Here is a 22,429-nt window from a genome sequence, read left to right on the forward strand (position 1 = left end):
TTTATTTTACATCGGCAGCTTTTACGATAATAGCTACATCTGCGGCCTGATTTTTATCATCAGTCAGATCAAATGCCCGAATCTTACATCCTTTTTCCACATCTCTGAGCGTTCCGGGAATATAAGATATAAGCGTGCCTGCCTGATCATATTCAGCCACATAAAAAATGGTGGAGTCCATGACAGAAAAATCGCCCAGCTGCGTGGCTACCGATGTTTTATCACGTGCCGTTACTGATGTGAAGGTATTCGGAGTCAACTCTTTAAAATACTTTGCTCCTAATGCGGTGCCGTCGGTGGATATGCCTTTGACGATACCGTCGCTCAATTTAAGGCAGTACAGATTTCCTGCTTCACCTAAATATATATCCTTTTTAGGGATAGAGACTATGCTGTCCGTAGGCAGCTCGTAGATCCGATCACCCATGAGAAACTTCACGCTCGATCTTGAGGAGTCAAGGATCATTCCATAATTTCTGGTTGAAGAATTTGTTAATTTACCATTATCTACTGCGCCATCGGTGGTCATAACCATTGTCGCGTTCCGGTTCTTATTCGCCACTTCTATTTTATCTGCTACGACTGCAGTCATCAGTGCAACGTCGCCTCTAGTCGCAGAAACATTTCCGTCTTTTATGAGAGTTACATCATTAAAGATCATCAGTTCTTTTGCCTTATTTACATAATTATCAGGCCAAGATCCACTCAGATCCTTCGCTTTATAACCTACAGCGTTAACCAGCATCGCGGCCATCTCGTTGTAGGATACCTGGCCGGCAGGGTCGAAGCGATCATTGCCTACGCCGCTGACAACGCCTTTATCTACAGCATAGTTCACGTATTTCTCTGCCCATTCGTATCCGTCCATGTCGCTGAACGTATTTTTGTTTTGACTCGTATATAAATCTGCCCCCAGCGGATTCATGGCCTTCACGACTATCGCGCAGGCTTCTGCCCGTTCCATCGAGGCATTCGGGCGGAACGTGCTGTCTGCGTAACCAGATAATACATCTTTCTCCATCAGCATCCGAACGGACGCTTCATATACAGTCCCCTTAACATCGGAAGGCACTTGAGATGTATCCTCAGGATCTGTTTCCGCAGCATAAACGGACAAACTTCCCATGAGAAGCATCAAAAGAACCAATACAAACGATATTGTCTTTTTCATTGGTGATTTCCCCTTTCATTATTTAAAATAATATGCTCAATTTGATTATATAGTGGATTTTCATCAAATTCAACAAAGGAATCCGGACGGCAGCATATTTAAAGAGATTGTAATACTGCATGGTCCGAAGTTCGAATTGGATACAAATATACCGTCAATGCCTGCAGGCAATCGACGGTATAGTGCTATGGCTAGTAACAGGCAAATAAATCGATCGCTATTTTAAACTTTCATCATAATGAGCCCGCTCGCCGCCGATAAACTTTGGACGTACTCTTGCACAAACCAGGTTCGCCTCCCCGATCCTTTTGATGCTCAACCGTACCGGAACAGCAACCTTTGCCATATGCATTCCGATCAACGTGTCGCCTATGTCCATTCCGGCTTTCGCACAGTGGAGTTCCTCCACCGCTACAGGATGATCGAAGACCGCGTAAGCAGCAGTAGAAAACGAACCGCCGGCCTTTTTCTGCGGAACCACGTTGACCATCTCCAGCCCATAGGCCCTTGCAGCTTCCTTCTCGACGATCAACGCCCGGTTTAAATGTTCACAGCACTGTGTAGCCAAAAAGATATTCTTCTCTTTTGCCACTCCATAAATTCCGGAAAACACAGCGCCTGCAATCTCCTCATTCGAATCGGAGCCGATTTTATGACCACCGATTTCGCTGGAGGAGCAGCCCACCACCATCAGATCTCCCGGCTCCAACTTTGCTATTTCAATCAATTCCCTGGCTGCCGCCTCAGCGGTCTTTTTTAATTCATCAAACATGGTAAATCCCTCCCTTTTTTATTATAACACTTATGGTTCTGAAAACAAGACATCCAGTATTGCAATCTAAATTTCTCCTATGAGAGTATAATCTGAAGATCATGTGGAATTTCTATTTGTGTATTCCTATACGTATTCACGTTCTTGAGATAGGATAGAAGGAGACATTATTTATCATACAGTAAAGGAAGGTCAAAATTATGAAAAACAACGAAACAAACCAACTCTTAACTTTCCCGTTGGACATTGCGAAAGACGATCCCCTGACTGACCAGATGGCAGCTTATCTTGAATACTGCCGACACAGCAAACGGCTGGCCGCCGCATCGATGAAAGCTTACTGCATCGACATGGCACAATTTTTAAAATTTATTCGAAATGAGTACCCAGAAATTTCCGATGCGGCAAATATCAATCGTTCACTTTTGCAGCACTATATATCTATCATGAACGATTCTTATCGTGTAAAATCTGTAAAAAGAAAAATCGCTTGTTTAAAGGGTTTTTTATCTTATCTTGAATCAGAAGGACAAATAGATAATAATCCTTTCTTAAAACTCCATTTACGCATGCGTATGCCGGTTACTCTGCCCACGGTCATGTCCCTCCGGGAGGTAAAAAAAATACTTGCTGCGGTCTACAGTGAAACTCATCCTGCGTCTGAACTGCTCCACTTAAGAGATATCGCCGTGTTGGAAATGTTCTTCGCTACAGGGCTGCGCGTACATGAATTGTGCAATCTGAAATATAATGATCTGAACCTGAGACAATCGTCGATTCGGGTCATCGGTAAGGGAAATAAGGAACGGTATATTTATATTACAAATAAAGAAGTACTGGAGGCGTTAAATCGGTATTGCAAAGTTTTAAAAAAAATGAAATTCTACAGTGATTATATTTTTTTAAATAAAAACGGGATCCCACTCTCCACTCAGGCAGCGCGCAATATCGTAACTAAATATACCCGGCTGGCAGGCATCAAGCGAAACATCACCCCACATGCCTTTCGTCATACCTTTGCCACCCTTTTATTGGAGGAAGGCGTCGATATAAAATATATTCAGGAATTTCTCGGACACAGTTCCATATCCACCACACAAATTTATCTTCACGTGTCAGCCAGCAGCTGCCGGCATATTATCAACAAAAAGCATCCTCGGGAAAAGCTTTCATTTTGCAATACGTTGACTTTCTAAATGCCTGTTTCTTTCGGATGCTTAAAGTTGGAGTAGCCTGCTTTGCTTTACAGATGACTTAAAGACATAGCAAAAGCCCGCCGCCGAAAAATATCCGGCGGCGGGCTTTCTTAAATCAAGACTCGCTCAATTCCATCTGATCCTCAGGGGTTCATCCCAAAGCAGATCGTATTGATCATCGTTTTGATTTTTATACTGCGTTTGTGAGACGCTTTACAGTAACCTGAACAGTAGTTCCATTGTCCAGCTTAACGTTCACTTTTCCTGTAGAACCCTCATCGGGGCAAATCGCCTTAACCGCAGCTGCAGACATAATTTTGAAGGTCGTTCCGTCATACGTGTAGTCAGTTCCTACCTTCAGTTCCATTCCGGAAACAGTCTTCACAGAGTCGATTCCGGTTGCATTGCCTAAGCTCAGCGCGACACCAGTTGTGTTAGCAACATCTGACGCTCCTGAATTCAACTGTACCTCAGCACTGGTAGACGGAGTCGGAGTCGGAGCCGGGGTGGATCCGTTAGCAAACTTTTTGTCAATAAGGATAATGTCATAGATACCATCCTCATCGATTACGTCGTAGAACGTGATAGTGGTAGTAGCGCTCAAGGATCTCAGATCACTCGTGTTGCCGATCTGCCATTCATCGTCCACTCTGTCGTATACGTATACGACCGCATCTCTGTCGATCGTCAGCGACTCTTTGGTAGTTGTTGTTTCTGTTACGGAATCAGATTTATTGTAGAACTTGTTCGTAATAGAACCCTTGGTGGCAGTGAATGTACGATTGTTCATTGCTACGTCTTTGATATTGTTTTCATCTACAGTGATCGTTGCAACGTTTACTTTATCTTTTCCATTGTTCCAGGAATCGAACTGTTTGATGTCTCCGGAAGCATCGAATTTCACTCTGTACAGCTCACTGTCGTGATCGGTGCTTACGTCATACTTAGCCGTTCCACCGGAACCGTTAGAATCCGTACCATTGTAAGTTACTTCCTTGCCGTCGATCAGCATATTGTAGTAAGCACCGGCATCGCTGTTGTTCTTACCCTTGCTGTTTACAACACCAAAGATGTCGTTGGAGCTGGTAGCGTTATCCATCAGCATCGTTACGATCTTCTTCTTATTGGTATCGTAGACGTAGTAAGCATCTACATCTTCGGAATCCAGAGCGTTCTCATACTTCGCAATGCTGTAGTCGTCAGCCTTGTCACTCATATTGCCGCCGACACCGAAGTTCTCATCCTCATAATTGAAGAGAACTGCGTCTGTTGCCAGCTGTTTGCCGTCAAAGTAACCCTTTGCAGTGATGTCCGCGGTGGCTCTTCCGGCAATGATGTCTTTCGCAGTGATGATGTCATTGCCATCACCCTTGGTCACGATAACGCTCAGGTCATCGATAACGCCGCTCTTGTTTACATTGTACTTGACAATTGCACCGGTGGTAACGATATTTTTCTTCCATACTCCATCGGTAATTGCACCCTTGGTAATATCATCTTTGTCTACAGAGAAGATCTTGCTGGATCCATCTGCGAGGAGCAGCTTCAGCTGAGCATCTCCGGTTACTCTGTCGGTGGTGTCGTCTTCGATTCTCAGCACGACAGCGTAGTTGGAGTCGCCGGCCGCGTCGCAGTCATAGATGTATCCATAAGCATCCATGGTCAGTACTACGTCGTCGCCCGCTTCGATCTCATTCGGTGTAACTTCACCGGGAGCGCCGTTGCCTTTAAGTTCTTCCTTCGCGAACTTATAGACATTTCCATCAACGGTTACTTTCGTTCCGCTACTATTTACCTTCGCCACTTCGCCGCTGATCCGCTCAACCGGACCTACCGCAACTCTGGCAATTTTGCTGTCGTTGTTTTTGTAAACATACGCAGCCATGTCAGCCTTGATATCATCCAGAGAATTTACACCAACCAGCTCAAAGCTGTCCAGATCGATGTCATCATTGTTATCTTCATCGAAGTCAACACCCAGCAGCTTGTGGTTCTTGGTGATGTCGTTCAGATCATCTGCTTCCAGTAAATCATAGTTGCTTACCTGCCAGTACAGTACGGAATGTACTTCATTGATTTTCTTTCCGCTCAGATCCACTGCCAGTGTGAAGTTTACCTCTTCATTGCGAGCGCTCAGATCATCGCTGGCGATCTTCTCCAACTTGGCCAGGGAGATATTATCTCCATTCTGGAAGTATTCCGCGGTCTTTGTCAGATCGTCGATCGCATCCTTCTTCAGAGTGTATTCGGTTCCATCTGCCAGGGATAAAACATCATCCTTGATGGTGCCAGATACGAAGGTGGAGAAGCTTTCCTTAATCGCCAGAACATCGCCATCGCTGTTTACATAAGCGCTGACAGCGGCGCCCTTGTACGGAGTCAGGTTGATGATGCTGTCTTCGTCACCAGATACGATGAACGCGTCTTCATCAATGTCTTCTCTCCATGCGGCCACACCCTTCAGGTTGCTGCTGGACGCAATCTCAGCGCCCAAACGGTCCAGCATGGTGTCATACTTCTTAACCTGAGTAGCGTTTCCGTCACCCTTCTTCCACTCGATTACGGTAGCGTTAAAGTTTCCATCCTTGTCGACCTTACCGATGGCCTGGTCCAGAGTCTGATACAGCATGATCGCTACATCGCCTCTGTTGGCGCCGGCAGTTCCGGTCTGGATTCCATCCAGGATGCCCAGAACCTTCGCTCTGGAAACGAAGCTGGCGGGATAGGTTCCAACCAACGATTCATCCGTGTAGCCCAGAGCTTTGATCAGCATGGTGGTCGCTTCGTCGTAGGTTACGGTCGCGTCGGGATCGAATACGGTCTCGCTTCTGCCGCTGATGATGCCCAGCGTGTTGGCGTAAGCGATATATCCCTTCGCCCAGTGTGTTTTGCTGTCCGCAAACTTCGGCACAGCATCGGTCTCTTTCAGTCCCAGAGCCTTGATGATCAGAGACGCCATCTCCGCTCTCGTTACTGTCTGCTCCGGTTTGTAGGTCCCGTCTTCATATCCGGAAACTACGTCCAGGTTAGCCAGAACACGAACGGCATCTTCACATTTTTGGCCATCAATGTCGCTCAAGCTTGTGTCGCTCGGCGTGGTGGCCGCGAAAGCCATTCCGAAGCTTCCCAGAACCAGAGACAGTACCAGCACAAATGAAAGTACTTTTCTCATTTTGAAATTCCTCCTTTAGAATTCTTCGAAGGGGAGTTTTTCTTGGTTTTCTTGCTCAAATCATCCTCCCCTTCTGAAGATAATTTGACATTATCTATAGAAATGCGTACAGGTTACCCCATAGCATATTCTATCACAGTGAATTATAACCTTTCGCAACTGCGGCAGTCAACCACAAGTTCGAATTGTAATATTACTGTAATAAATTAGATTCATTGCAAAATCAACGAAATTGGGCGATTTCGCAACGACTTAATTTACAATACCCATTATACCCGAATGAGTTCATTTGTCCATTACAGCCGTGTTACAACTGCGTTAATGGTTCGCGACACGAAGGCAATATGCCTCGTATCAACGGATCGCTACCCCGGGTAAGGCCTATCTACTGCACTTCTATGGATTCATCAATTATACCATAACTTCGGCCGCATTTAAACTATAAAGATGGTTAAAATATGAATCTTTTTGTCAAATCGCGCGAATTCCGTTTTTCTTCCTTTATATAATTAAGAGAACTCACTTCTCTTGTTGTCGAATCACGCTTTTTCTGTTATACTCATTACTGTTGTTTCAATGCCTGCAGGGCCGGGACAAGCCGTTGCCCAAAGGCATGTCGAGAGAAGAAATTGTACAGAAGAGGTGACAATATGGTCAAAGGATTTGATGCGGACAAGTATATTGAAGAGCAATCAAAGTACATTCTGGAGCGTATCAGCGCGGGCGCAGGCGAGCGGCTCTATCTGGAGTTCGGCGGCAAGCTGGTGCACGACAAGCATGCGGCCCGGGTCCTTCCGGGATTCGACCAGAATGCGAAGATCAAGCTCCTTCAGCGAATGAAGGAACACGCGGAGATCATTATCTGTGTTTATGCCGGCGATATTACGACGAACAAGACGCGGCAGGATTTCGGCATTACATACGATCTTGAAGTTCTGCGTCTCATTGACACCTTCCGAAAGTACGAATTATCTATAAACAGCGTGGTGGTCACTCGCTACGAGGATCAGCCTGCGGTCAACATGTTTATCAACAAGCTGGAGCGCCGGGGCGTGAAGACGTATAAGCACGGATTCACCAAGGGGTATCCCACCGATGTGGAGACCATCGTCAGCGACGAGGGCTTCGGCGCCAATCCCTACATCGAGGTGAACAAGCCTCTGGTGGTGGTAAACGGACCCGGGCCGGGCAGCGGCAAGCTGGCCACATGTCTGAATCAGCTTTATCACGAATCGAAACGGGGCAGAAAAGCCCGCTATGCCAAATTCGAGACCTTTCCCATCTGGAATCTGCCTGTAAAGCATCCGGTAAATGTGGCTTATGAGGCGGCCACCGTGGATCTTCGGGATGTGAATATGATCGATGTTTTTCATCTGGAGGCCTACGGCCAGACGGCGGTCAACTACAATCGGGATCTGGAGATCTTTCCGGTGGTGAAGCGGATCATCGAGAGGATCACCGGCGAGGAGGCGGAATACAAGTCTCCCACGGATATGGGCGTCAACCGGGTTGGCTTCTGCATTACCGACGACGAGGCGGTGCGCAGGGCGGCGTGTCAGGAGATCATCCGGCGCTATCTCATCGCACAGTGCGATTATAAAAAAGGAATTATCAACGAGGACGCTCTGCTGCGGGCCAAACTGCTCATGGACGATCTGAATCTGAAGGTGGAAGATCGGGCCGTGGTAAAGCCGGCGCTGGATTATGCGGAATACAAGCGGAATCTGGACAGCAAGTATGAAAATATCATCGTCATGGCCATCGAGCTGCCTGACGGGCAGATCATAACCGGCCGCAGTTCCCGCCGCATGGTGGCAGGCGCGGCCCTGATCCTGAACGCCATCAAAACGCTCAGCGGTTTCCCGGACAAGATGCTGCTGATCTCCCCCGAGGTACTGGCCACGATCCAGCACCTGAAGACGGAGATCCTTCACAAGGAGAAGTCCACGCTGAACTGCGAGGAAGTGCTCAGCGCATTGACGATCTCGGCCACCACCAATCCTGCGGCAAAGAGCGCCGTGGAAAAGCTCAAGGAGCTGGCCGGCTGCAAAGCACACTGTACGGCTATCCTCAGCGACGTTGACGATCAGATCTTCCGGGATCTGAGCATCGACGCCACCAGCGAGCCGGAGTATTCCACGAACAATCTGTATCAGAGCTGACCGCAAGGTCTGCATGAAGCGAGCCCCGGCCTTGGGCGCTGCCGAAAGACAGTGCTCCGGGCCGGGTCTTTTCAGTCTTGCGTCCGTTTGGGCCGGGGCCTAAGCCTGGGCAATGAGCCCGAACAATACGCCTGGACAGGGATCTATCTTTGCGCAATTTTTATACCGGTAGAATTATGGTACCTTTCAGCATAGTTTTTCAGTATAATAAGACTATCCAACTCCGCAGAAGCGCTTAAAGAAAGGACAGAACTCGATGCTGTATTTTTTGTTTATTTTACTGGTACTGCTCACCAACATCATTCAGGGGATCACCGGCTTTGCAGGTACGGTGCTGGCCATGCCCTTCGCCATTCTCATGTTCGGCATCGACACTGCCAAGCCGGTGCTCACCGTTCTCACCACGCTGGCCTGTCTCATGGTGGTGTGCAGAAGCTGGCGCAGCATCGCATGGAAGGAATTTGGACGGATGTTCGTGCTGATGTTTATCGGTGTGTTCGCGGGAGAATACCTTTACAGGCAGGCTTCCCCCGATCTTCTGCTGCCGGTCTACGCCGTCTTTATCATTGCCATCGCACTGCGGGGAATGTTTCAGAAAGAAGAACGCGATCTGCCCCCGGCCTGCCTGATGCTGATCGTGCTGGGCGCCGGCGTCATACACGGTATGTTTATCTCCGGCGGACCGCTTCTCATCATATACGCGGTGAAAAAGATACCGGAAAAGGAGCAGTTCCGCAGCACTCTGTCTCTGATCTGGATCGCTCTCAACATCTACCTGCTGGCAAAGCAGGCTTCCGCCGGTCTCTTCTCCGCCCCCACGCTCCACCTGGCGGTCATAGGGGTCCCTGCCCTCATCCTGGGCGTGGCTGCCGGAAGCATTCTGGCAAAAAAAATGAGCCAGGAGGTATTCCTCCGGCTCACTTATATCCTTCTGCTCATATCGGGCGCAACTTTATTGCTCTAAAAACGCATTACCCAGTCCAGCATATCGGCAAAATCGCTGAAGACGCTGCGGGCGCCGCCTCCTTTCAGGTTAACGGTGGAAACTGTCTCGTTTCCTTTGCTGTCAACGGCGTAGAAGGTGTACGTCCCGCTGTCGCTGTACGTGAAGTTCCCGTTTCCGTTCCGGTCCAGCGTAAAGGAGGTCCCTTTGCCGCCGCCTTCAAACCAGGCGGCCCCTTTGGTCCCCTCTGCGTATCTCACCGCTTTCAGATCGCCGTCGCTGTCCGTCACATTTACGGTCAGATATCTTGACCTGCCCAGCCCCAGTTCGGAACCGGTGAAGATGCGTATGACAGGCGCGCTGCCCTTCCCCGGAGCAGTCTGCCCGCCGCTTCCTCCGCTGCCGGTCCCCGGCGTGCTGATCGGCCCGCGGTTCTGGTCCGGCGCGGGGACGGCAGCCGGCGTGCTGATCGGCCCGCGGTTCTGGTCCGGCGCGGGGACGGCAGCGGGTCCGTCTCCGCCTGCATTGCCGCCTGTGCTGCCGTCCGCATCAGCGCCGCTGCCGGCGGAAGCATAGTCTTTTGCCTCCGCTCTGTTCAGAGCCAGCGCCGCACCGGCGTCCAGCATTCCGCCGGTGCGCACTTTGCCGCTGAGACTGTCCATGGGCGCCGCGGACGTCAGAATGATGTTTCTCGCTTCCGCCGCCGTCAGATCGTCGTACTGCGTATAGAGCATGGCAGCCACTCCGGCGACCATGGGGGCGGCCATGGATGTTCCCGTCATATAACTGTAGTCGCCGCCGGTCACCGTGCTGAGAATATAGCTGCCCGGCGCCGCGATGTCGATGGTGTTCGCTCCGTAGTTCGAGCTGGAATGCAGCGTGCCGTCCGGCTGAATATTGGCCACGGAGATCAGATTATTCAGATTCCATGCAGCCGGATACGTGGGATAGCGGTCCGTATTCTGGCCGCTGCCCGTCCAGTCGCTGCCGTTTCCCGCTGCGGCCACAAAAAGCATATTGGAATCCGCGATGGCTTTTCTCAGCGTTTGATCGTTTCCCGTGGTGCCCAGACTGAGATTGCAGATCGAAGCGCCGTTGGCCTCCGCGTACTTGATGGCCTCCATGATGGATTCTGTGGTGCCGGTGCCGTCTTTTCCTCCCAGAGCTTTCAGAACCATGATCTTAACATTGGAACTTCCGACTATGCCGGCGGTGCCTTCGCTGTCCCGCGCCGCCGCAATGGTGCCGGCGCCGTGGGTCCCGTGATTATCCTCGTCCCCCGCGAAGACTTTATTGTTTCCGTCGTAAAAGTTCCAGCCGTACACATCGTCCACATAACCGTTGCCGTCGTTGTCGATACCGTCGCCGGGGATCTCTCCTTCATTGACCCAGATCGCGTCGGCCAGCTGCTGGTTGGTATAATCCACGCCCGTGTCGATGATCGCCACGATGACCTCTCTGCCGTTGGTATCGAAGCGGTCCCAGGCCTCCTGTACGTTGATGTCTACGCCCTTGACCGAGGAAACTTTTTTGGATGGCGAGACCAGGCTGCGCCCGCCGGCCGCGTTGGCTTCATCGCCCCAGTTGAAGACCAGGTTCCACTCTCCCTCGTCCCACGGAGCTTCAAAGGGATCGTCAAAGACGGGGAACTGATTTCCCTTTTCCTCCATCACAAAAGAACCGTCGTTATATAGCCCCCACTGCTGTCCAAAAAGCTCGTCGGAAGCAATGCTCCCCATGGCCCTGTACACATAGTTGGGTTGTCCGTTTATGTAACCGTCTGTCTCTGCCTCTGCATTTCCGTTTCCTGCGGCGTGCCCGGCGCCCGCAGCGTCCGCCCCCTGCGCGTAAACGCCCGTAACGGCTGCTGCCAGCAACACCCATACTGCCAGACCTCCGGACAGGATCCGTTTCATACTCCTGTTCATCCTGTTCTCCTTCCCCTCCTGCAAGATCCCCTTTTATCGTTTTTATATTACGACAGCTTCCTCAAAACATATTTGCCTTTCGCGCTGTCGTTCTCGATCACTTTTAGACCGATAACATTCTGCTTCACCCTGTTTCCTTCATCATAAAAAACGGGAGTCCAAAAGTCAATGCCGGGTCCATGAAGATTTTATGAAAATGAGATGAAGAATCGCAGACTGTAAAACCAAGAGACCGGCTCCTCCCCGGAGCCGGTCCTCATCCTGACTGGATCGTCTATTTTTTAAGCAGTTCAATGGCCTTGGCCAGCTGTTTGTCGTCGCTTCCTCCGTAGATATGATCGCTGAACGCAGAGGAGATGGCCTTCATGGTGGTGAAATCCAGACCGCCGTACGCGCTGAATCCCTGCTCCTTCTGGAACTTCTTGATGGCTTCCACCGTGGCCGCGTCCATGGTCCCCGTGGTTTCCACGTCATAGCCCAGATATTCCAGCCGCTGCTGGGCGGCGTACACGTTCAGTCCCGTCTGCCCTGCGCTGTACTTTATCTCTTCCGTCATGGGAGCCAGAGATTTATAGACCTGTTCGATCTGGTCTTCGCTGAGACCCAGCCCGTTGTATACCGCGTAGTCAGGCGCGATCCCCTGCTTGTCGATGACATGCTCTTTGGGCGTGAGGAAGTAGAACATGGACAGTTTATAGGAAGCTCCGTTGTCCAGTTCCTCCACCTGCTGGGCGATTCCCTTGCCGTAGGTCGTGGTCCCCACCACAACGGCGGTCCCGGAATCCTGCAGCGCTCCGGCCAGAGCCTCCGAGGCGCTGGCGCTTCCCTCATTGACCAGCAGCGCCACAGGCACGCTTCTGGTGGCGCTTCCCGAGGCCATCGCGGTCTCCACGATCTTTCCCTGCTGGGCGAAGTGGAAGATGGGACCCTTTTCCACCATCAGCTGATTGGCGATGGACGCCGCGGCGTTCATGACGCCGCCGGGATTATTTCTCACATCGATGATCAGAGACTTCGCCCCCTGATTGAGGAGCTTCAGCCTCTCCGTGATAAATTCCTGATCCGTGTTGCTGCCGAACTGGGTGATCTGAATATATCCGATCTGATCCTCCAGCATGCTGCCGTAAACGGTCGTCTCCTGGATTTTTTCTCTGGTGAGAGTAAAATCAAGGCTCTGACCGCTGCGGTCCACGGAGACCTTGACCGTGGTCCCCTCTTTCCCCTTCAGCAACGCTGTGATATCTGTCAGTTCCTTTCCTGCCACGTCGGCGCCGTCCACCTTCACGATAATGTCTCCGGTGCGCATTCCCGCTTTTTCAGCCGGTCCGCCGGGGATAGGCGCTACCACGCGGCAGCCCTCGGCGTGCCGTTCTACGCTGACGCCGATGCCGCTGAACTCTGCGGTGGCGTTGTCCATAAAGCTGTCGCTTTCATCGGTGGTGGCATAGTATACGCTGTACGGGTCGTTCAGCGATTCCAGCACCCCGCTGAACGCTCCGTTGACCAGCGTGTCGTAAGACACGTCGTCTTTATAATTTTTGCTGATCTCCTTGATCAGATTTTTGAGCGTGCCCAGCTCCTTTTCCAGATCCGCGTCCGTCTTCACTTTGGATTCCGCCGCGTACACCACGGATCCGTTCGCCCCCACCAGTCCCGGAAGGAAGATGACAAAGGAGAATGACGTGATGATCATGGCCGCGCAGAGAATCAGCGCCAGTACTCTGGCAACACGCTTCGCTTTGTTGTGATCCATAATAACCCCCTCGTGTTTTCCGCGCCGCAGCGCGTTTCCTTTTGTATTTCACGGGAAGGCCCTCTGGCCTTCCCGCCGCCGTCCCGTTAAAGGATCTCGATGTCCAGCTTGCTGCGGCCTTCGGACAGTCCTCTCAGACTGATGTGATAGTCGATGGCCAGCGTGCCCCTGCCGTCGGGAGATTCCTGCAGGTGATTTTCAACGGTGTTGGTGAGGACCTCCATCTCGATGGCCCCGTAAGGCGTATCGTAGTATCCCTCAAACCGCTTTCCCTTTTCAAATTCGATCACCGTGTCCAGCGGCAGCGAGGCGCCGTAACGTTTCATGCGGACCTTGTCGCCTGTGATCTTCAGGCTGGTAGTACAGCCCTCCATACCGGAAAATTCGCTCTCCCGATACATCACATAAAGCGAGTCGCCTTTTTCGTACAGCTGACCCTCCGTCATGAACTCCAGAACATCCTCTTCTTCATCCACCCCCTGCTCGTGAATGATCTGACGCCCGATGATCTTCAGCATGATATCTTTCATAGTATCCCTCATCTCTGTTTTTGTCTCTTGTATTTGGAACCATTCCGGCTCAGCGGTTCACGCTCTGCCTGCATTTCATGCGGTAGCGCTCCATCCCCAGCTCGATGATCCGTTCGATCAGTTTCGGATAGGGAAGGCCCGCCTCGGCCCAGAGCAGCGGAAACATGCTGTATCTGGTAAAGCCCGGAATCGTATTGATCTCGTTCAGATAAATTTCGCCCGTGTCTTTGTCCATGAGGAAGTCCACCCGGGCGTAGCCCTTGCAGTCCAGCGCTTTGTACGCCTGGACCGCCGTGGCGCGGATCTCCTTTTTCTGTTCTTCCGTAATGTCGGCGGGAATACATAGCCTGGTTTTTCCGCCGTCGCAGTATTTGGAAGAGTAATCGTAATATTCATTGGAAGGGATGATCTCACCCACCGCGCCCACCTTGGCCACGTGGTTTCCCAATACGGCAGTCTCCAGCTCACGGCAGTTGACGCCCTGTTCGATGATGATGCGCCGGTCGTACTTTGCCGCCAGTTCCAGCGCCGGGCACAGATCCTTTTCCTCCGCCACCCTCGAAAGTCCCACGCTGGAGCCCATGTTGGCAGGCTTGACAAAGATGGGCCAGGTAAGACGTTCCTCGATCTTGCGCCGCAGCCAGCCATGCAGTCCCGGCACATCCTCCGAGTCGATCCACACATAGGGGACCTGCCGGATGCCCATGACAGAAAACACATGTTTCGCCGCGATCTTATCCATGGCCAGCGCCGAGCCGATCACGTCGCATCCGCCGTAAGGGATATCCACCATCTCGAAAAGCCCCTGAATGGTGCCGTCCTCGCCGTAAGGGCCGTGCAGCACGGGCAGCGCAAAATCGATGAGTTCGCGCAGACTTTTCCCTCCCGTTCCCAGAACGGTGATCGTGTATTTTTCCGGATCCGCCGCCAGGGCCGCTTCCGCTTCCTCCTGCCAGCTGCCGTCTTCTATGTGCTCCGCAGGACCGTCGTACAGGAGCCATTTCCCTTCCTTCGTGATCCCGATCGTAACGATCTCGTACTTTTCTTTATCGATCGCGTTGATGACCGAGGTCGCCGACATCAGCGAGACCTCATGCTCGCCCGATCTTCCACCAAAAAAAATGCCCAGTTTCATCATTGCAGCAGCTGCCTCCAATTATAATAATGTAAAACATTTTCCGAAAGCGGACATCTTTACCGTATTTTATCGAAAAATGCTCCCAGGATTGATTTATTCTGAGGGATGCACGATTATGCCACAAATTCCGTTTCGCCGGCGTTCTCCGAAAAGAACGCCGCGTGCCGGCCGGGGCCTGCGGTCTCTGCGGCGAGACAGCCTCGGGATATTATAACACAACAAATCCTTTCATGGCATGATCAATTGATTTTTCACGAAATCTTCAATTTTGAAGGGTATCCTTTCCATCGGCCAGCAGATCCCGGATCTCCGCCAAGATCTCCAGCTCCGTGGGCTGTTTTTCTTCCGCGGGGCCCTCCTCCTGCGAAGGGACGGCGTTTTTGGCCGCAGCCTTTTCCGCCGCGTTTTTGGCTTTGTTCAGCATCTTCACCGCCAAAAATATAGAGACGGCGATAATGAGAAAATCCACCACGTTCTGTATAAAATTCCCGTACAAAATAGCGGCCTCCGGCCGGATCACCGTTCCTGCAGCGTCCAGTTCCGCCGGAGAGAGGACCATCTTCAGCGATTTAAAATCCATTCCCGCCGTGAGAAAGCCGAATACCGGCATGATCAGATCGTTTACCACCGATGTGACGATCTTTCCAAAAGCGCCGCCGATCACAACGCCCACGGCCATATCGATCACATTACCCTTCAGCGCAAATTCCTTGAACTCCTTAAACATCTTTTTCTCCTTATCCTGCTGTGAATTGCCCGGGCGGTCCGCCGGCCCCCAGGCGTTACTCTCCGGCCTCCGACAGAAGCCGTTCCAGATGTTCTTTATCAAACTGGTAGCGGGAGAGACAGAACTGACAGACCAGCTCCGCTTTCCCGTCTTCCTCCCAGATCTCCGTCAGATCTTTTTTTCCGATGCTCAAAAGCGCCCGCTCCATGCGCTCCATGGAACAGCCGCAGTGCCAGGAAAGATCCCTGTATTCCAGGGGCTCCACCTGAAATTCCTCCGGCATGCCGCCGAAGATCGTGTTCAGCAGATCCGCCAGCAGCCCTTCCGCCGACTTTCCAGCGGACTGCTTCTGCGCTTCCTCCACCAGCGTGCTCACGGGCCGCATCTGCGCCAGCATGGATTCCAGCGCGTCTATCGCCTGCGGATCCCCGCCCGGGAGCATCTGAATGATCAGCCCGCCGGAGGCCGCCACGGTGCGGTCCACCGCGATGCGCACTCCCAGCGCTACAGATGAGGACTGCTGTTCCGACACGAAGAAATAAGCGGTCAGGTCCTCTGCGATCTCTCCGGAGACCAGATCGATACGACCCACATATGGTTCCTTCAGGCCCAGATCCTTGATCACGGTCAGCGTGCCTGCGCCCAGCGCCCCGCCTACGTTCAGCTTTCCGTCAGGCCGTTTGGGCAGATCCACATCCGGATTGGAAATGTAGCCTTTTACCCGGCCGGAGCCGTCGGCGCAGGCCAGGACTTCCCCGGCAGGACCGTCCCCTTTAAACTGGACCGTCAGGCGGTCCCCATCATTTTTCAGCATGAGTCCCATCATCCCGGCGCCCGTGAGCACCCGGCCCAGCGCCGCCGTGGCCAGCGGCGTGGCGTCGTGGATCCTTCTGGCCTCCTCCGCCAGGGAGGTGGTGACAGCCAGATATACCCGGTAAGACCCGCTCTTATCGATTCCGATCAGTGCTTTATTCAAACTTTTCCTCCTGCCCGCCGTCTCAGGCGGCGTTTTTTCGTTTTTTATACAAGTTTACTCTGTGAAAGTGAGCCCCCAGGGCGAATCATGTTTCCAGAGGAAACTTTTTTTATTCTACATACCGTGGAAGTTCTTCCCGAAGACCCTGGATGATCCCCTCCGACGCCTCCCGGCTGTCCGCCCTGGCGGACAGATAGATCTTCAGCTTCGGTTCCGTGCCGGACGGTCTCACCATAAAGCTGGAGCCGTCTTCCAGTATGTATTCCAGTACATCGGATTTCGGCAGTCTCGTCTCATCGTGGCGGTAATCCGTACGGCTGACCACCGTCCTGCCGATCACACGACGGGGCGGATCCTTTCTGAAACGCTCCATGATCTCCGCCATTTTTTCCATCCCCGCCGCTCCCTCAAACATGAAGTCCAGCAGATCGTTGCGATAATATCCAAACCGGGCGTATAGTTCTTCCATCCGATCGGCCAGCGTCAGCCCCTTTGTCTTATAGTAAGCCGCCATCTCGCAGATCAGCATGGATGCATTCACCGCGTCCTTGTCTCTGACGTAGGGCCCCGACAGATAGCCGTAACTTTCCTCGAAACCGAAGATAAAACGCTCTTCCTGTCCCTGACGTTCCAGTATGCCTACCTGCTCCCCGATAAACTTAAAGCCTGTCAGCACCCCTGTCATCTCCACGCCATAGTGCTCTGCCACCGCCTCGCTCATGCGGCTGGAAACGATGGTCCGAATGGCCAGCGGACGCTGCGGCATGGTCCTGGCCGGTCTGCATTCCGTTTTGCCGGCCCGCACCTGGCACAGAAAGTCCAGGAGCAGGATCCCCACTTCATTTCCTGTCAGAAGCTGATAGTCACCCTTCTGCTTGACCGCCACGCCCACCCGATCGCAGTCCGGGTCGGTGGCCAGCAGAAGGTCCGCCGTCCCCAGCTTTTTGCACAGCTCAAGGCCGCGGGCCAGCGCTTCCCGTTTTTCCGGGTTGGGATAGGGGCAGGTGGGAAAATTCCCGTCGGGCAGCTCCTGTTCCGGCACCACGTGGACCCTGCCCACGCCGATCTCCTCCAGAATGCGGCGCACAGGCTTATTGCCCGTGCCGTTCAGCGGCGTGTAGACCACTTCCAGTTCGCCGCAGCCCGGCGCTCCGGTACTTTCCCGCCTCACCGCCGCCATATACGCGTCCACGGTCTCCTGGGAAATAGATTCGATCCGTTTTACAGCCTCTTCGTCCGCCTGCTTTACATCATCGAAGAGATCCAGTTTTTCTATCTCCCCCAGCAGCTCGTCGGCCTGTTCCAGATTGATCTGGCATCCTTCCTCATTGTATACCTTATACCCGTTGTACTTGGCCGGGTTGTGGCTGGCCGTCACCATGACGCCGCCGCTGCATCCGTAATAGCGCACGGCAAAGGACAGCGCCGGCGTGGGCATCAGCTCCCCGTACAGGTAGACCCGGATGCCGTTGGCAGCCAGGATCTTGGCCGTTTCCATGGCAAACAGTTCCGATTTGTTGCGGCTGTCGTAGGATACCGCCACCGCCGGCTGCCCGCCCGCTTTTCCCTCAAAGTGCCGGTTCACGTAGTTTGCCAGTCCCTGAGTGGCTCTGCCCACCGTATAGATGTTCATGCGGTTGGTCCCCGCTCCCAGGATCCCGCGCAGTCCGCCCGTACCGAATTCCAGCTCCTTATAAAATCTCTCGTAGACCTCATCCAGAGCTTTTTCGTCCTCAGAACTGCGCTCCAGCGCTTTCCTGCAGTCATCCAGTTCTTCATATATCTCCCGTGATAATCCTTTCACGGCCAGCCAGCGTTCCATCTTCTTCAGAGAATCCTCGTACTTGCTGTTCATATCAATACCTTATCCTTTCTTTTCCGTCCCCGCCTGAAAGTCCGGACCATCGTCCGGTTCCTTTCTCAGCTTTCCCGCCGGAATGTGAAATAACCCGTCTGCGGTTATTTTATTATTTTATCACATTTCCCTGTTCCTGAAAACTATCCGCGGTTTTATGATCCAATACTTTTCCCGTACTTCGATCAGCGAGAGGACTCCATCGCCGTCCCAAAAAACAGACAGGCAGGAGAACTGTCTCACAGTATTCTCCTGCCTGTTATTTTTCATCATTTCCTCAGCGGTTCCACAGGTCCGTCCCACGGCCTGCGTGACCGCCGGCGCCCGACTCAGCTCATCATCGGAACTCTTAGACCACGCCCGGGTTCGGACTTCCTGTCAATCGATCCGTTTCAGGTAATCCAGCGTTTTGAACTCCAGCTTCAGGGTCGTCTGTCTGCCGCTGTGGGCCGCCTCCACCAGCTCCCGATACCTAGGGTCCAGCTCTATCTCCGCCGCCAGAATGTCGGACTGCATCTCCTCGGGGACTTCCGCGCCGATCAGACAAAGCGGGGGAAACAAAACGCACCACCAGTTTCGTCCCTGTCCCGTGCCGATGGTCACGTTCAGCGCCTCGTAATTTCCCGCGGGAAATACCACGCTGCCGTAGGTTTTTTCCGGGACGAAACGGGCTCCAAGCTCTGCCGTCACCCCATAGTCGTAGCCCTCCGCCTCCACGATGCGGACCGCCGCGGCTTCGATCTCCGCCAGATGGCTCTGGATGTACTCCTGAGACTGTTCCAGCGTCAGGCCCGCGCGATCATCCTCCACGCCCGCCATTGCCGCCGCTTCCACCACCAGTTCGCCGTTGATTTTTTCAAGCAGGCCGTCCCTCACCTTCAGCTTCAGCGCCTGATCCTCATCCGAGTCGCTGTTGGCGATCACGTGAAACCGTATAAAATCCTGATTCGTCAGCTGTTCATTTCCGCCGCCGCGCACATTCCATACTGAGTAAATGCAGATCGCCAGAAGGACCAGCGCCAGCAGCCGCCATTTATTTTTTCGTGTATCCATACGAGACTCCCCTTAACACCCGCAGCTCTGCCTGCCTTGCCGACAGTATGCAGTTCTGCGATTTTTCGTGCCGGCGTTTCCGGTCCGCGCCGCAGTCCGCTGAATGCGGCTGTGGGTCTGCGGCGCGCGGCCTTCGCCTGCACATCTTTTATGTGTTATTTTAAGTCTTGCCAGGGTGAGTTCGTTTTATACCGTTCTTTTTTGATCCATGCGGTATTCCATACACGCGCCGTTGTCCTGCGCTGATTTTCTTCTTTTATTTTACGATCAGAAGCTTCGTGCCCGGTTTCAGCTTTCCGCTGTCATCGATGCCGTTTATCTTCTTGATGTTTTCGATGGTCGTGCGGTACTTCTTGGCAATGCGCCACACATTGTCCCCTTCTCTCGTTATGTAAAGGATGATGCCCGGCTCGTTTCCGGCGTTTTCCGGAAGTTCCACGAAGCTGACGTTATTGATCAGAGGATGCTTCTGCCTGCTGCAGACGGCTGTGTTGACCAGAACGCCCGCGTTGACCTCGATCTGGCGGTTGTTGATCTTATCGTACCACAGTTCTTTGAGCAGCGCGTCGCTGTCCACCTCCATGTCCCCTCTGACGCCCGGGACCTCGATGGCACAGCGGAAGGGGATATCCTTTTTCAGGCTGAAAGGAGTCTTCTCATCGCCGGCGGCGATGCAGATCATGGACAGGCTCACCACGCCTTCCGTCACACTCTTTCCGGCGTCCAGTCCCGCCCGCACGTCGGAGATCCTGCCCGTTATATAGACCACCCGGTCCACCGCTCCGTACTTTTCCGGTACATTGATGATCTCTCTTGCGGATACTTCCGCCATGCCGCTGCCGCAGAGATTCATAACGCTGACCTCGCGGGTATCGTAGCGCATTTCCTTCATGTGGTGATAAACGTCGGTGACGATGTCGGTCTCAAGATCCTGATAGAGTTCCAGCGTGGTCTCAAGATCCAGATTCAGCGTCAGGCTGTTTCCGCCGCCGTCCTCGTTCTGGGCCGTAGGCGCCAGCTCCGCTTTCGCCACCCGGAAGCCCACCTTGCTGCCCACGGGATTCTGCGTTCCCCGTTCCGCCGGTCCGTCGTCCTCCAGCTTGATGAACTGCGTGAATTCCGCTTTTCCCTGGAACAGCGCCGGTTCGGCGGAAGTCGTCTGTACCCCTTCCTCCGGATCGAAATCGGAACCGTCCGCTTCCTCTGTCAGATACATGGCGTTCACATAAGCCGTGCCGTTGATGACTGCCTTTTCCGCCGTGATCTGCTTGTGGTTCTCCACTACGTTGACGTCGAAGCAGAGAATCTTTCCCATCGGACCGTTTCCGTCCTTCATGGGCAGCTCTTCGGAGAGCTCCATGCTGTCTGTCCTGCGCATAGCCACGTCGGTGAGGTGGATGCTTTCCGACAGCATCTGAACTTCCTCGTCCTTCAATCCCTCAAAGAGATCCAGGTTCAGCGCCCGGTACTCTTTCAGATCTACCAGGACCGTGGCCTTCACCTTGAACTTGCGCTCGTTGATCACGCTGTAATCAATGCTTTCCACCGCCGCGGAGGCCACCAGATCCGAGTACGGCTCTCCCTTGATGTCAGCCTCCTGCTTAAACGGAATGCGGGATTCGATGGCGATGATGTTTCCTTCTTCCCCCGACCGATCCGGCAGATACAGGGTGGAGACCATCAGGTCGCCTGCCAGCTTTACGCTGTCCGCACCCTGAGCGCCCACGGGGATCTGCTGGTCCGACAGATTCACCGCCGCCTCCATGGAAAGAACGGAGGCCAGATCCGGCTTCACATCGGGGACCAGAATGTCCTCCTCGATAAAGATCCGCATCTTGGGCTTATTTTTAATGTCTGTCAGCTTCAGGCTGGTGCTGATGACAGAACTTCCCGCCGGAATGATCTTTGACGGCGCAGGTCCGGTCACAGGCGCCGTGGGCATCGCTCCGCCAGGGGCCACCGGTTCTGCCGGAGCCATGACCTCCGTCTCCTCCGGTTCTTCGGATACAGCGGGAGCGATGGTCTCTTCGATCTCAGCCTCCGCCGCTTCCTGTTCCCCTTCCGGCGCCGCGCCCGTCTCCACGGCCTCCGCGTCTGTCCCAGCCGTTTCCTCCGCTTCAGGCGCTGCTTCCGCAGGCGCCTGCGATCCTGTCTCCGCCAAGGCTTCCTGTCCTTCCGCGGGGTCCTCTTCCCCCATCGAAACGTCCGCTGCTTCAGACGCCTTCTCCAGCGCTTCCGCCTTGACCAGATCCGGCTGCTCCGCCTTCTCCCCACTGGTTTCCAGCGCTGCCGCCGCAGTCTCCGACGGTGCCGGTCTCTCTGCCGGTCCCTCCGCCGCTTCCGCGTCCATGGCTCCTGCCGCCGACAGCGATCCAAGGTCCGTACCTTCAGCTGCAGCTGCCTCTGCTGATCCCGCCGTCGCCGCTTCCGTCTCAGCTGCTTCCGCCTCAGCCCCTTCGGCGCCCGCCGCGCTGTCCGCGCTGTCCGACGCAGCCATAGTCTCCGCATCCCGCGGGGATGTCTCCTCCGACGGACCCTCCGCCGGGCCATCCGATGCCGCCGTGTCCGCTGTCTGCTGATCTTCCGCCCCGAAGACTTCCGCCTGATCCATCGTCTCCGCCTCCGATTTTTTCTCCGCGGCGATCATCCGCTCAAACAGGGCCGCAAGTTCGTCTCCCGCGTGCTCCTGAATGAGCTCCGCCTCTTCCTTCTCCAGCGGAGCCAGCTCTGAGAATAACTTTTCATATACGGCGGGATCGAATGTATCTGTATCCTCTCGGGCAGGCTGCATCGCGTAATCCGGAATGTTATCCATCTCGTAAAGATCTTTTTCGTGTGCCATAGTATTCCCCCCTAAATTTACCCCGCAGCAGCGCTCCATACGTTCTGCCTGCCGTCGGCGGTTATATATCAGCATTGAAAAAGTGAGTATTGGCCTTTTAACTCATTTCATCTTATGCCGGGGGAGGACTTGTTATTCCAAACAAAAATACGTCTGTCTGATTCCTGCGCTTCTTTTTTACGCAAAAAAACAGAGACCGTCCGCCGCGTGC

Annotated in this window: 15 protein-coding genes; 3 read left to right on the forward strand and 12 right to left on the reverse strand. The window is 53.4% G+C overall.

Annotation, left to right across the window (positions count from 1 at the left end; translation table 11 throughout):
• Window position 1: 1 nt before the first annotated feature.
• Window positions 2-1,171 carry an S-layer homology domain-containing protein gene (locus E0E37_RS09805; protein WP_130862880.1) on the reverse strand — a complete coding sequence of 390 codons (1,170 nt, stop codon included), beginning with the start codon at window positions 1,169-1,171 and terminating at the stop codon, window positions 2-4.
• Window positions 1,172-1,388: 217 nt separating this feature from the next.
• Window positions 1,389-1,943 (reverse strand): TIGR01440 family protein, encoded by a 555-nt coding sequence (locus E0E37_RS09810; RefSeq protein WP_130862881.1) that lies wholly within the window; start codon window positions 1,941-1,943, stop codon window positions 1,389-1,391.
• 200 nt (window positions 1,944-2,143) lie between these two features.
• On the opposite strand from E0E37_RS09810, the gene E0E37_RS09815 reads away from it, so the two are divergent.
• Window positions 2,144-3,139, forward strand: a complete 996-nt coding sequence (locus E0E37_RS09815; RefSeq protein ID WP_130862882.1) for a tyrosine-type recombinase/integrase — start codon at window positions 2,144-2,146, stop codon at window positions 3,137-3,139.
• Between the two features lie 190 nt (window positions 3,140-3,329).
• On the opposite strand, the gene E0E37_RS09820 is transcribed toward E0E37_RS09815, so the two are convergent.
• Window positions 3,330-6,311, reverse strand: a complete 2,982-nt coding sequence (locus E0E37_RS09820; RefSeq protein ID WP_130862883.1) for an S-layer homology domain-containing protein — start codon at window positions 6,309-6,311, stop codon at window positions 3,330-3,332.
• 650 nt (window positions 6,312-6,961) lie between these two features.
• Here E0E37_RS09820 and E0E37_RS09825 point away from each other — a divergent pair.
• Entirely contained in the window at window positions 6,962-8,473 is a 1,512-nt protein-coding gene (locus E0E37_RS09825) for a DUF1846 domain-containing protein (protein WP_130862884.1), read from the forward strand.
• Window positions 8,474-8,729: 256 nt separating this feature from the next.
• On the forward strand, window positions 8,730-9,437 hold the full coding sequence (locus E0E37_RS09830) for a sulfite exporter TauE/SafE family protein (RefSeq protein WP_130862885.1): 708 nt from the start codon (window positions 8,730-8,732) through the stop codon (window positions 9,435-9,437).
• Here the strand turns inward: E0E37_RS09830 and E0E37_RS09835 are convergent.
• The 9 genes from E0E37_RS09835 to E0E37_RS09875 form a co-directional block, all read right to left on the reverse strand.
• Complete coding sequence (locus tag E0E37_RS09835) at window positions 9,434-11,344, reverse strand: S8 family peptidase (RefSeq protein WP_130862886.1); 1,911 nt, start codon at window positions 11,342-11,344, stop codon at window positions 9,434-9,436. The genes E0E37_RS09830 and E0E37_RS09835 overlap by 4 nt on opposite strands.
• A gap of 274 nt (window positions 11,345-11,618) precedes the next feature.
• Window positions 11,619-13,097: a S41 family peptidase gene (locus E0E37_RS09840; RefSeq protein WP_130862887.1), complete on the reverse strand. Its 1,479-nt coding sequence runs from the start codon at window positions 13,095-13,097 to the stop codon at window positions 11,619-11,621.
• Window positions 13,098-13,183: 86 nt separating this feature from the next.
• Window positions 13,184-13,627 carry a DUF1934 domain-containing protein gene (locus E0E37_RS09845; RefSeq protein WP_165445310.1) on the reverse strand — a complete coding sequence of 148 codons (444 nt, stop codon included), beginning with the start codon at window positions 13,625-13,627 and terminating at the stop codon, window positions 13,184-13,186.
• Window positions 13,628-13,676: 49 nt separating this feature from the next.
• Window positions 13,677-14,765 (reverse strand): D-alanine--D-alanine ligase family protein, encoded by a 1,089-nt coding sequence (locus E0E37_RS09850; RefSeq protein ID WP_130862889.1) that lies wholly within the window; start codon window positions 14,763-14,765, stop codon window positions 13,677-13,679.
• A gap of 262 nt (window positions 14,766-15,027) precedes the next feature.
• Entirely contained in the window at window positions 15,028-15,492 is a 465-nt protein-coding gene (gene mscL, locus E0E37_RS09855) for a large-conductance mechanosensitive channel protein MscL (protein ID WP_130862890.1), read from the reverse strand.
• A gap of 55 nt (window positions 15,493-15,547) precedes the next feature.
• Window positions 15,548-16,468 carry an Hsp33 family molecular chaperone HslO gene (gene hslO / locus E0E37_RS09860; RefSeq protein WP_130862891.1) on the reverse strand — a complete coding sequence of 307 codons (921 nt, stop codon included), beginning with the start codon at window positions 16,466-16,468 and terminating at the stop codon, window positions 15,548-15,550.
• Between the two features lie 109 nt (window positions 16,469-16,577).
• Window positions 16,578-18,323 (reverse strand): phospho-sugar mutase, encoded by a 1,746-nt coding sequence (locus tag E0E37_RS09865; RefSeq protein ID WP_207302949.1) that lies wholly within the window; start codon window positions 18,321-18,323, stop codon window positions 16,578-16,580.
• Between the two features lie 378 nt (window positions 18,324-18,701).
• Window positions 18,702-19,376 (reverse strand): stage II sporulation protein R, encoded by a 675-nt coding sequence (locus E0E37_RS09870; RefSeq protein ID WP_130862892.1) that lies wholly within the window; start codon window positions 19,374-19,376, stop codon window positions 18,702-18,704.
• 256 nt (window positions 19,377-19,632) lie between these two features.
• Window positions 19,633-22,218 (reverse strand): DUF3794 and LysM peptidoglycan-binding domain-containing protein, encoded by a 2,586-nt coding sequence (locus E0E37_RS09875; protein ID WP_165445311.1) that lies wholly within the window; start codon window positions 22,216-22,218, stop codon window positions 19,633-19,635.
• Window positions 22,219-22,429: the final 211 nt, after the last annotated feature.

It is taken from the genome of Bacilliculturomica massiliensis (assembly GCF_900605495.1).
GTDB classification, from domain to species: domain Bacteria; phylum Bacillota; class Clostridia; order Peptostreptococcales; family Anaerovoracaceae; genus Bacilliculturomica; species Bacilliculturomica massiliensis.